At 73.9% G+C, this 11,341-nt stretch carries 10 protein-coding genes; 6 read left to right on the top strand and 4 right to left on the bottom strand.

Translation table 11 applies throughout. The features are described 5' to 3' along the window. Positions 1–330, bottom strand: a 330-nt coding sequence (locus tag VGD85_RS06380) for a DUF3499 domain-containing protein (protein ID WP_331062609.1), incomplete at its 3' end; no start/stop codon positions are given. Between the two features lie 49 nt (positions 331–379). Here VGD85_RS06380 and VGD85_RS06375 point away from each other — a divergent pair. The 3 genes from VGD85_RS06375 (at position 380) to VGD85_RS06365 (ending at position 3,453) form a co-directional block, all read left to right on the top strand. Beyond that, positions 380–832, top strand: a complete 453-nt coding sequence (locus VGD85_RS06375) for a metallopeptidase family protein (RefSeq protein ID WP_331062608.1) — start codon at positions 380–382, stop codon at positions 830–832. 61 nt (positions 833–893) lie between these two features. Continuing rightward, positions 894–1,943 (top strand): NAD-dependent epimerase/dehydratase family protein, encoded by a 1,050-nt coding sequence (locus VGD85_RS06370; protein WP_331062607.1) that lies wholly within the window; start codon positions 894–896, stop codon positions 1,941–1,943. 211 nt (positions 1,944–2,154) lie between these two features. Continuing rightward, positions 2,155–3,453 (top strand): ISL3 family transposase, encoded by a 1,299-nt coding sequence (locus tag VGD85_RS06365; protein WP_331062606.1) that lies wholly within the window; start codon positions 2,155–2,157, stop codon positions 3,451–3,453. A gap of 143 nt (positions 3,454–3,596) precedes the next feature. Here VGD85_RS06365 and VGD85_RS06360 read toward each other — a convergent pair whose 3' ends face one another. The 3 genes from VGD85_RS06360 to VGD85_RS06350 all read right to left on the bottom strand — a co-directional run bounded on the left by VGD85_RS06360 (position 3,597) and on the right by VGD85_RS06350 (position 8,285). Beyond that, complete coding sequence (locus tag VGD85_RS06360; RefSeq protein ID WP_331062605.1) at positions 3,597–5,027, bottom strand: DUF5719 family protein; 1,431 nt, start codon at positions 5,025–5,027, stop codon at positions 3,597–3,599. Next, positions 5,024–7,873, bottom strand: a complete 2,850-nt coding sequence (locus tag VGD85_RS06355; protein WP_331062604.1) for a glycosyltransferase family 2 protein — start codon at positions 7,871–7,873, stop codon at positions 5,024–5,026. The genes VGD85_RS06360 and VGD85_RS06355 overlap by 4 nt, the downstream gene beginning before the upstream one ends. Positions 7,874–8,030: 157 nt before the next feature. Next, positions 8,031–8,285, bottom strand: coding sequence for a WhiB family transcriptional regulator (locus tag VGD85_RS06350; protein ID WP_011754873.1), 255 nt, complete (start codon positions 8,283–8,285; stop codon positions 8,031–8,033). A gap of 201 nt (positions 8,286–8,486) precedes the next feature. Between VGD85_RS06350 and cofD the strand changes: the two genes are divergently transcribed. The 3 genes from cofD (at position 8,487) to VGD85_RS06335 (ending at position 11,294) form a co-directional block, all read left to right on the top strand. Beyond that, entirely contained in the window at positions 8,487–9,500 is a 1,014-nt protein-coding gene (gene cofD, locus VGD85_RS06345) for a 2-phospho-L-lactate transferase (RefSeq protein ID WP_331062603.1), read from the top strand. Beyond that, positions 9,497–10,471, top strand: a complete 975-nt coding sequence (gene cofE, locus VGD85_RS06340; protein WP_331062602.1) for a coenzyme F420-0:L-glutamate ligase — start codon at positions 9,497–9,499, stop codon at positions 10,469–10,471. Before cofD ends, cofE begins: the two co-directional genes overlap by 4 nt. A gap of 67 nt (positions 10,472–10,538) precedes the next feature. After that, positions 10,539–11,294: a DUF3105 domain-containing protein gene (locus tag VGD85_RS06335; protein WP_331062601.1), complete on the top strand. Its 756-nt coding sequence runs from the start codon at positions 10,539–10,541 to the stop codon at positions 11,292–11,294. The last annotated feature ends 47 nt before the right edge of the window (positions 11,295–11,341 follow it).

Below are 11,341 nucleotides of genomic sequence, written 5' to 3'. Positions count from 1 at the left end.
GGTCTCACGTCCGGTCTCGCGGACGTAGGGCACCGGCTGCGCCTCCGGCGCGGGAGCCGGACGCGCGGCCTCCCGGACGGCGTCGGCCAGGGCGAGCAGGTCGTCCTGGGTGGGTCCGGCGAGCGCGGGGTCGGGCGCCAGCCGCAGCACCTCCCAGCCGCGCGGCGCGGAGAGCCGCTCGCTGTGGGTCTCGCACAGGTCGTAGGCATGGGGTTCGGCGTAGGTCGCCAGCGGCCCGAGGACCGCTGTCTGGTCCGCGTACACGTAGGTCAGCGTGCACACCGCGGGACGGCCGCAGGCGGTACGCGAACAGCGGCGGGCAGGACTCACGAGCCAGACGGTACCCGCCACCAACCCGCCGCCGGATTAGGCTCGCGGCGTGGAGGAGACACGGTCCGAGGTCGGCGTACCGAGACGGCGCATCCGCGACCGTCGCGGCCGCGGGATGCGCGGCCCGGCCGTGCTGCCGGCCGTCCCCGGGCAGCCCGAGCGGCCGACCGCCCGCGAGCGGTTCGACGAGCTCGCGCTCGACATCGTGACCGACATCGACGAGCGCTGGCAAGACCGGCTCGGGCTGGTCGAGTACGCCGTCGAGGACACCCCCCAGATCCCCGATGACTGGTCCTCGGGCACGGTCCCGCTCTCCTCGCTCGTGCGCGGCTCCGGCGCGACACCCACGCGGCTGGTGCTGTTCCGCCGGCCGATCGAGCACCGCTGCGAGAGTCGCACCGACCTCGAGGCGATGGTGCTCACCGTGGTCGTCGAACAGGTCGCCGAACTGCTCGGCATCGACGCCGACCAGGTCGATCCCCGCTACGACGCAGGCGACTGACCGGCGACAGACCGGCGCTCGTCCCCCGCATGCGGGGGCGTCGCGCCGGGCACCGGGGCGCATGCGCATCGTGATCACGGGAGCCACCGGGAACGTCGGCTCCGCCCTGGTCCGCCGGCTGGTGGCCGACGGCCGCCACGAGGTGGTCGGTGTCGCACGGCGGCTCCCGTCCGCAGCCGACGACCCCGTGGAGTGGCACCGCGTCGACCTCACCGACGACGCCGACGGGCCCGGCCTGGCCGCCGCCGTACGGGGCGCGGACGCCGTCGTGCACCTCGCATGGGGCTTCCAGCCCTCCCACCGGGTCGACCACCTCGAGCGGCTCGGCGTCGGCGGGACCCGGCGCGTGCTCGACGCCCTCCAGCGGGCGGGTGTCGGGCACCTCGTCCATCTCTCGTCCCTCGGCGCCTACTCACCCAAGCGCGACGAGGCGCCGGTGACCGAGGACTACCCGACCGACGGGGTCCCCTCCTCGGCGTACAGCCGACACAAGGTGGCGGCCGAGCGCCTCCTCGACGCACACGCGGGCGACACGCTCGTGACCCGGATGCGTCCGGGGATCATCGGGCAGCGGACCGCGGCCAGCGGGCTGTTGCGGTACGGCGTGCCGATGCTCGTCCCGGCGGCGGCGCTGCGCCGCGTGCCAGTCGTGCCACTGGACGGGGCGATCGTGGTCGCGATGGTCCACGCGGACGACGTCGCCGACGCGATCGTGCGCTCCCTCGAGGGCCGGGTCGGAGGCGCGTTCAACCTCGCGGCGGGGGCCGTCACCGCCGACGAGATCGCCGCCGCGCTCGGGGGGCGTCGGGTGCAGGTGCCGGCGGGCGTGTTGCGGGCCGCGGCGTCCGCGACCTGGCATGCCCGCCTGCAGCAGGTGGACCCGGGATGGATCGACCTGGCCCGGCATGCGCCGACGCTCGACACCGGCCGGGCCGAACGCGAGCTCGGCTGGTCCCCGACCAGGCCGGCCCCCGAGGTGCTCGCCGAGGTGCTGGACGGGCTCCGGGACGCCGCCGCGGGAGACACGCCGGTGCTGCGTGAGCGCCGGGTGGCGCGCGAGCTCGCGGCCGCCGTGACCCGCGGGCCGGTCAGCCACCGCCGGGAGCCCTGACCCCTCCGAACCTGACCCCGTGTGCCGAGTCGGCGCCAATGCAGCCCCTCAGGGTGCCGAGTCGGCGCCAATGCAGCCCGTCAGGGTGCCGAGTCGGGCTCTCCTGCCGAATGTGTGGGTGGGTTGAGCGTGCCGTAGACGAGCGCACGCCGCTCTCTGCCTAGGTTCTGGAGCTGTCTAGGAACCAGGACCGGGCGTCAAGGAGAGCGGCGTGCGTGATGTCAGCCTATGGCGGTACCTGCTGGGTCTCGAAGAGACCGTGATCGAGGGTGTCGAGTTAGACTGGGAGGAACGCGTCCTCGTGGTCGCCGTGCGACCCGCCGCGCGTCGGCGCGGCCGGTGTGGGCAGTGCCGGGCGCCGGCGGCTGGCTATGACGCCGGGCGAGGCCGTCGGCGGTGGCGGGCCCTGGACTGCGCCACGATTCGGGTCTACTTGGAGGCCAACGCGCCACGGGTGCGGTGCCAGGCGCATGGTGTCGTCGTCGCGCACGTGCCCTGGGCTCGGCACCGGGCCCGGTCCACCCACGCGTTCGAAGACCAGGTCGCCTGGTTGGTCACCAAGACCTCACTGTCCACGGTGGCCGAGCTGATGCGCGTGGCCTGGCGCACCGTGAACGGGATCCTGGCCCGAGTCTGGGAGGAGACCGCCGCCCGTGTCGACCTGCTCGAGGGGCTGAGCAGGATCGGGATCGACGAGGTCTCCTGGCGGCGCTATCAGCGTTACCTACTCGCCGTCGTCGACCACGACACCGGCCATCTGGTGTGGGTCGGCAAGGGCAACACCACCGCCACCGCCCAGTCCTTCTTCGATGCCCTGGGCCCGGATCGGTGTGCTCAGATCACTCACATCAGTGCCGACGCCGCCCCCTATATCGCCAAGGCGACGGCCAAGAACTGTCCCGACGCGATCCGGGTCGCTGACCCCTTCCACGTGGTGAAGTGGGCCAACGACGCCCTCGGCGAGGTCCGACTCGAGATCTGGCGAGAGACCCGACGGATCGCCCGAGCCAACTCCCGCGGCCGCGGCCGACCGCCCGCCGACGCCGACCAGGAGTTCCCCGCCAACCAGAGATTGAAGATCCTCACCCGGTCGCGGTACGCGCTGTGGAAGAACCCCGAGAACCTCACCGAACACCAGCAAGCCCGGCTGGACTGGATCGCCAAGACCGACCCCCGACTGTGGCGTGCCTACCAGCTCAAAGAAGGCCTCCGCGCCGTGCTGCGACTACCCCTGAACCAGGCTGGCGCCGCGCTCGACGCCTGGTGCAGGTCCGCACGCCGCTGCCGGATTCCCCAGTTCGTCGACCTCGCCCGAATGGTCGCCGACCAACGCGGCCCGATCCTGGCCGCGATCGAACACGACCTGTCCAACGCCATCAGCGAATCGGTCAACACCCGCATCCGGCTCCGCAACCGCATCGCATTCGGCATCAAAGACCCCGACGCCCTCATCAGCCTCCTGATGCTCACCCTCAGCGGCCACGCCCCCACCCTCCCGGGCCGGACATGACCCACACAAACGGCAGGAGAGCCCGAGTCGGCGCCAATGCAGATCGTGGCCTGCAGAAGCGCCGACTCGACCCGGCCCAGACCTGCACAAGCGCCGACTCGACCCGGCCCAGACCTGCAGAAGCGCCGACTCGGCGCGGCTGGCTACGGGAGACCGGGGCGGACGTCGGGGACGAGCCCGTTGAGGACCGGCAGCGTCAACGGCACGACCGCGGTGCCGGCGGCCTTGCCCGTCGCGGTGATCCGCACCGCGCCGGTGACCGAGGTGCGCTCGGGCGTCACGGTCACCGAGACGGCGCCGGCCGGCAGCTTCACGCTCACGCCCTGGTCGGGGGCGATGTCGACCCGTGCCGTGTCGAGTTCCTTGCCCGAGGCCGACCGGGCCACGACGGCCACCGAGCCCGCACGGATGGCGCCGGCCAGCTCGACGGTCTTGGTGACGCCCTTGGCGCCGGCGGGCAGCAGCGCCGTGGCCGGTCCGTCGAGGACGTCGCCGGTGACGGCGTGTGAGAGGTCGCCCGCGGCGACCGCGCGCAGCGTGGCGGTGACGGGCCCGGACGCGCTCACGAGCAGCCCGGTCGCGCCGTCGGCCGTCTTGGAGTCCAGGACGCTGGTGAGCGAGACCCGTTCGACGCTCTGCGGAGCGATGCGGATCTCGGGCACGCCCTCCGGGGCGAACACCGAGTCGGCGGTCACGAGGTGCACGTCGGCGCGCACCTCGCTGTCGGTGCCGTTGGCGACGACGAGCGTACGCCGGCCCGGCCCGGGCGCGAGCCCCATCAACAGGCTGTCGGTGGCGGGCTCGGCCCGGCCGGACAGCCAGTCCTCGGTGAGCTCCGGGGCGCCGACCTCGTCGTACCGATCCAACACGCTGGCGCCGATCCGGCCACGTGAGGTGACGACCTCGATCGCCAGCTCGTCGCGTCGGGGGATCATCGAGCCGAGGTCGAGCCGGACGCTGCTGTGCCCGCTGACCGAGACCCCCCGCAGCCGCGGGGCGTCGACCACCCCGGAGCGGCCGTAGACGGTCACGTCGGCGACGGCGGTGCCGGAGTCGGGGTTGACCAGCTCAAGGACCGACGTGTGGCCCGCGCCGGCGCCCACGCCGGTGAACCAGACGTGCGGGGTGGGGGTGGGACACGAGAGCGCCGCCGGCTGGTCGGCCCCGAACCGCGCGGCCACGAGACCGGGAGCGGCCTCGTCCTCACCGGTCACCACCAGCGGGCCGTCGTCGGCGGCGACGGTGGTGACCTTGCCGGTCTCGATGTCGGCGGCGACCCGATCCTCCCCCAGCCCGACGTCGACCTGCCCGGAGACGCCGTCGGCCGCGCTCGTGATCGCGACCTTCCGCGCGTCCCCGAGCGCCGACGGACAGATGACGGTGGCCCGTGAGAGCGCGATGCGCGTCGGCGGGTGCTCGGCGTCCTCGGCATCGGACGCCCCGACCGCCAGCAGCGCCAGCGCGCACAGGAGCGGGAGGCCGACGGCGAGCAGCACCGTCACGTCGGCGCGACGGCCGCGCCGCGTCGAACGCCGACCGGGCGCCGCAGGTGCGGCGGGTGCGCTGTGGCTCACGATGACCGCCTCCTGTTGGTGGTGGGCAGGCAGAGCACGGCGACCACGATCACTGCGGCACCTTGCACCACGAGCAGCAGCACCCGCAGCCAGGACGTGGGGCCCTCGAGCCCCGACCCGTCGAGCGGCCGGTCGACCTGCCACGCCCGGGTCGTCCGGTCCGCGGCGCTGGCCTGCACCAGTCCCGCGGTCGCGTCGAGCACCGAGGCCACGTCCCCGTCCGCGGGCGAGGGCAGCACGACGTACTCGATGCCGGTCGCGCCGAGCCGGTCGACGACCTCGGGGGTCGGGCGCGAGACCAGCTCGCGCACCTCGGTCCGGAACGACGCGTCGGCGGCGGCGAGGTCGAGGATCTCGTCCTCGCCGAGCGTCACGCCGTCCCCGCGACGCACCGTGTAGGTGAGCCCGTCCGCGACGCTGCCGCGGACCACGAGGATGCCGTGCGCCGCGCCCGCCTCGGAGCTCTGGACCATGTAGACCGGGATGTCGGTGTCGATGCCGTCGGCGATCGTCGGCTCGGTGTCGGCGAGCCACCAGGCCAGTCCACCGACCGGTACGGCGGCGGCCACGACAGCCACGCCCGCTGCGACCGCCCGGCGCCAGACGGGTCCCTGGCCCAGGGCGATCGCACCCGTGGTCGCCGCGACCACGAACGCGCCCTGGAGCACCACGACGAGGGCGCCGAGGCCGGCGTCGAGGGTCGTCGCCGCCAGCGAGACGGTGACCAGGCCGAGGACCGCGGCCAGGACCGCCGCCACCAGGGCGACCACCCAGCACACCAGCACCGGCACGCGCGTGGCGCGCGGTACCAGCGCGAGCACCGCCAAGACGGCCGGCACGATGCCCAGCCACCACGGGGCGCCCAGGTCGCCGAGCCGGCCGGCCACCAGGCCGAGTGCGTCGACGTCGGGGGCGGGCAGCCGGCCCACGTCGAGCAGCAGTGCCTCTGCGGCGCCGCGCTGGATCGCCGGGATCCACCACGGCGAGAGCAGGATCGGCACCAGCCCCACGGCCGTGGCGGGCGGGCCCCACACCGCGCGATCGCGACCCGCCCCGCGCAGGATCAGCGCGGCAGCGGTCACGACGACGAGTCCGAGCACCACCGCGAACAGCCACAGCGCCGGCGCGAACGCGGACCCGACGCTCAGCAGCAGCCCGGCCCGCCAGGCCGCCCGCCAGCGCCGCTCGGGCTCGGGGTCGGCGAAGCCGAGGGCGGCGTGCGCCAGCCACGGCAGCAGCGCGGCGAGCGCGACCACGCCGAGCCGGCCGTCCCCCCAGGCCCCGGCGGCGACCGGGACCAGGGCCCAGGTGGTCGAGCCCCACAGCAACGCCCAGCGGGGCGCACCGGTGGGCGTCACGAGCCGGCCGACAACCCGCAGGAAGCGCCACGCGCCCCACAGCCCCACCGGCACGGCGAGCACGAGGATCGCGGAGACCGCCGCACCGGGGCTGGCACCGAGCAGGGTGCCGAGCAGCGCGAGCACGGGCAGGTACGGCGGTGCGGGCACCGCCGTACCGGTGCCGAGGGGGTGCCAGGTCTCGATGTGCAGGCGCCACCAGTCCGAGACGCCCGCGGGCACCGGGGAGAGACCACCGCCGGCGACGTCGCCGAAGGCCGCGCGGGCCCCCACCAGCGACGCCACGACGATCACGGACAGGGCGAGCGCGACCGGGTTGGTGAGGAACCGCGCGACCGCGCCGGTGTCGTCGGCGAGCTCGTCCTCCTCGACGCGGGGCCGGGAGACGGTGCTGGCGGGTGCGTGCTCGGCGGCCGCGGCACGACGCCGCTCGGCGACGTCCTGGGCCTGGTTGGTCGCGGCCGTCACCAGGTCGCCGAGGAAGTCCAGACCGTGCCGGTAGGGCAGCCACCAGGGGGCGAGCAAGGGCCGGGCGCGGTCCTCGAGCACCGGGCCGCGCTCGCGCCGGACGCGCCTGGCGGCGCGGACCTGACCGGGATGGGCGTAGATCGACAGCAGCGCGGCCAGCTCGTCGAGCGCCTCCCCGACCGAGCGGACCAGCAAGAACCCGATCATCCGCAGCACCGTGCCGAAGGCCAGCCGGATCGTCAGCCACAGCAGCGAGCGACGGCGGGCGTTGACCAGCAGCGTGTAGAGCGCGGCCCGCCGCTCCTGGTAGTGCGTGTGCCGACCGGTCAGCGGCGTGCGCCGCAGTCCCCGGTGGGCCGCCTCCGCGTGGAACACGACCGCGTCCGGAACCACGACCGTGCGGTGGCCGGCCATCGCCGCCCGCCAGCCGAAGTCGACGTCGTTGCCGAAGATCGGCAGCTGGGGGTCGAGTCCCCCGAGCTCCTCGAGCACCGACCGGCGCACGAGCATCCCCGCGGTGTTGACCGCGAGCACCTCGCGGACCTCGTCGTGCTGGCCCTGGTCGTACTCGCCGCGCTCGAGGCCGGTCTCGCGGCGGCCGGTGCGCGAGATCGTGACGCCGAGCTCGAGCAGCCGCTTCAGCGAGGGCCACTCACGCAGCTTGGGTCCGAGGACGGCGACGCTCGGGTCGGCCTCCGCGGCCGCGAGCAGCGCGGCCAGCGCCCCCGGCTCGGGGTTCGCGTCGTCGTGGAGGATCCAGATCCACTCGCTGGTCGACCCGCGTGCCCGCAGCTCGGCGAGGCCGAGCTCGACGGCGGCCGGGAAGGTCGTCGACCCGGGGGCCGAGACGACCTGGCCGAAGGCCTCGTGGAGCAGGTCGGCGCTGCCGTCCCTGCTCGTCGTGTCGACGACGACCACGTCGTCGAGGGGTGCCCCCTGGGCGCGTACGCCGTCGATCACGGCCGGCAGCCAGCGGGCGCCGTCGTGGCTCACGAGCAGCGCTGAGACCGAGGAACCCACGATCCCGAACCCTAACGGCCGGGGGGTGAGCTCCTCGGTCCGGCTGCTGCTACACGGTCTCGACCCGCCGGTCGCGACCTCCTGCGTCGGTCGCGCGGCTACTCGACCTGGCTGCAGATTCCTGACCCCTCGAGCAAGGTCGAGAGGACAGGGCAGCTCAGACGGCCCGCTTCTTCAGCTTGCGGCGCTCCCGCTCGGAGAGCCCGCCCCAGATCCCGAACCGCTCATCGTTCATCAAGGCGTACTCGAGACAGTCGTCTCGCACCTCACACGTCAGGCAGACCTTCTTGGCCTCCCTCGTCGACCCTCCCTTTTCGGGGAAGAACGCCTCGGGGTCGGTCTGTGCGCACAGCGCACGCTCCTGCCAGCCTGCTTCCTCGGCGTCCCCGTCGAGGAGAAATAGTTCTCGCACGGCCCTCGCCCTTTCGACCCGGTACGGCCGCTCCCCACATCGTGAACGACACTGTGGGAATTACATGCCTGTCGTACCCCGAAAGTCAACCCCGGATCTGCTATGGAGGCCCGCGCGAGGGTCGGAGGGGGACAGCCCGGGAACGACCCCGGCGCCCGGACCGGCGCTCGCCGAGCGGCCGCGGTGCGGCAAGGTATCCGCATGCAGAACATCACCGTGCTGTCGGGCGGCATGGGCGGCGCCCGCTTCCTCCAGGGTCTGCTCCACGGCATCGCCGCACGCACGCTGCCCGGGGTGTCCCCCGACGCGGTCGTCACGGTCGTGGCCAACACCGCCGACGACCTGTGGATCCACGGCCTGAAGGTCTGCCCCGACCTGGACACCGTCATGTACACCCTCGGCGACGGCATCGACCCCGACCGGGGGTGGGGCCGCCGCGACGAGACGTGGAGCGTCAAGGCCGAGCTCGCGTCGTACGGCGTCGAACCGACCTGGTTCGGTCTCGGCGACCGCGACGTCGCCACCCACCTGGTGCGCACGCAGATGCTCGACGCCGGCTACCCGCTGTCGCAGGTCACCGAGGCGCTGTGCCGGCGGTGGCTGCGACCGGCGCACGGCGAGGCGGTGCGGCTGCTGCCGATGACCGACGACCGGGTCGAGACCCACGTCGCGATCGCCGACGCCGACTCGCCCAGCGGCCGCCGGGTCGTGCACTTCCAGGAGTACTGGGTGCGCCTGCGAGCCGAGGTGCCGGCCGAGGCCGTCGTGGTCGTCGGTCTCGACGAGGCCACTCCGGGGCCGGGCGTGATCGACGCGATCACCGACGCGGACCTGGTGCTGCTGCCCCCGTCCAACCCGGTGGTCTCGATCGGCACGATCCTCGGCGTGCCCCGCGTCCGCGAGGCGCTCGTCGCGACCCGCGCGCCCGTGGTCGGCGTCTCCCCCATCATCGGCGGCAGCCACGTCCGCGGCATGGCCAACCAGCTGTTGACCTCCCTCGGTGTCGAGGTCAGTGCGGCCGGCGTCGGGCTGCACTACGGCGCCCGCTCGAGCGGCGGCGTGATCGACGGGTGGCTGGTCGACGACGCCGACGCCGGCGACCTCGAGCGACTCAGTGCCGGCGGCCTGTCCTGCCGCGCGGTCCCGCTGCTGATGACCGACCCGGCCGCCACGGCCGCGATGGCGGCCGCGGCGATCGACGTGTCCCGCGGATGAGCCGGATCGAGATCACCGCCCCGGCCGGTGCACCCGAGGTCCGGGCCGGTGACGACCTGGCGGACGTGCTGGTGGGCCTGCTCGACCTCGAGCGCGGCGACCTCGTCGACGGCGACGTCGTCGTGATCACGAGCAAGGTGGTGAGCAAGGCCGAGGGACGCGTCCGGCCCGGCACCCGGGAGGACGCCCTGCCCGGTGAGACGGCGCGGGTGGTGGCGCGCCGGGGCCCCACCACGATCGTGCGCAACCACCTCGGGCTGACGATCGCCGCGGCCGGGATCGACGGGTCGAACGTCGTCGCCGGACACGTGGTGCTGCTGCCGCTCGACCCCGACGCCTCCGCGCGCACGCTGCGCGCCCGCCTGCGAGAGCGCACGGGCCGCAACGTCGCGGTGATCGTCACCGACACCGCCGGACGCGCCTGGCGCGAGGGGCAGACCGACATCGCCATCGGGGCCGCGGGGCTGGTCGTCGCGGAGGAGTACGCCGGACGGACCGACCCGTGGGGCAACGAGCTCGCAGTGACACTGCCCGCCGTGGCGGACGAGATCGCCGGCGCCGCCGAGCTCGCCCAGGGCAAGCTCGCCGGCCGGCCGTTCGCCGTCGTGCGCGGCCGCGCGGACCTCGTGCTGGCGCCGGGAGTCGACGGGGCCGGCGCGGCGGCCCTCGTGCGCGCGGAGCGCGCCGACCTGTTCGGCTACGGCGCCCGGGAGGCCGTCGTCCGGGCCCTGCGCGGCGAACCCGCCGACCGCGCCCCCTTCGGGGCCCCGGCGCCGGCCGAGGAGCTGTTCGCGACGATCAGGGACACCCTCGGCCTGCTCGCGTCCCGCTCCGGGCGCGACGGCGAGGAGCTGCTGCTCACCGTGCCCCGCGGCCTCGTCCGGGCGGTCGCCGCCCTCGCGTTCGCGCACGGGTGGGACGTCGGGCCGACGGACGCCCCGAGCGAGACGCGCTTGCGGCCAGCGCCCTGACGGGCGCGCACGTAGACTCTGCCGACGACTGACCCGACCGCCCCCGCACGACCGAGGACGAACCACCGTGGCCAAGCCCGCCAAGAACGACCGCCAGGCGGTCATCGAGCAGATGCGCAAGAAGCAGAGGAGCGCCGACAAGCGGCGCGGGTTCGCGATCGTCGGCGTGTGCGTCCTGGTCGCCGCGCTGATCGTCGGCGCGGCGGCGTACAAGCCGGTCAAGGACTGGTGGGACGGACGGCAGTTCGACAGTCTCACGCTCGCGGAGATCGGGGCGCCGGCGTCCTCCTGCCAGGACATCGAGACCAAGAAGGCCGACGGCAACCAGAAGCACGTGCCGACCGGCACGCCGGTGACCTACACCGACGCGCCGCCGGCGTTCGGCGCCCACTGGAACGAGTCGGGCGTCGCACCAGCGCCGTTCGCGCGCAAGTTCTACACGGCCCAGGACCGCCCGCAGCTTGAGGCCCTGGTGCACAACCTCGAGCACGGCTACACGCTGCTCTGGTACGACGACACCATCGCCGAGAACGACAAGGACCTGCAGGAGCTGCGCGCGATCGCGGAGAAGTTCGGCGGCGACGTGAACCCCCGCTACAAGTTCATCGCCCTGCCGTGGACCGCGGACGACGAGAACGGCAAGTCCTTCCCCGACGGCACGCACGTCGCCCTCACGCACTGGTCCGCCGGAGGTCAGGGCGTGACCGACACCAGCAAGCAGGAGGGGGTGTGGCAGTACTGCTCCGACGTCAGCGGTGCCGCCCTCGACGCCTTCATGAAGAAGTACCCCTACTTCGACTCCCCCGAGCCCAACGCGATGTGAGCTGCCGTCCCCCACGCACCTGACGTATCTGTCCCCTCCAGCGCATG

This window comes from Nocardioides sp. (assembly GCF_036401255.1).
In the GTDB taxonomy this organism is placed as follows: Bacteria; Actinomycetota; Actinomycetes; order Propionibacteriales; family Nocardioidaceae; genus Nocardioides.
This window is presented reverse-complemented; position numbering and strand designations above follow the sequence as displayed.

Coding starts and splice junctions, on each gene's coding strand:
- VGD85_RS06370 (WP_331062607.1), top strand. CDS start 894: ATGCGCATCGTGATCACGGGAGCCACCGGGAACGTCGGCTCCGCCCTG.
- cofD (WP_331062603.1), top strand. CDS start 8,487: ATGCAGAACATCACCGTGCTGTCGGGCGGCATGGGCGGCGCCCGCTTC.
- cofE (WP_331062602.1), top strand. CDS start 9,497: ATGAGCCGGATCGAGATCACCGCCCCGGCCGGTGCACCCGAGGTCCGG.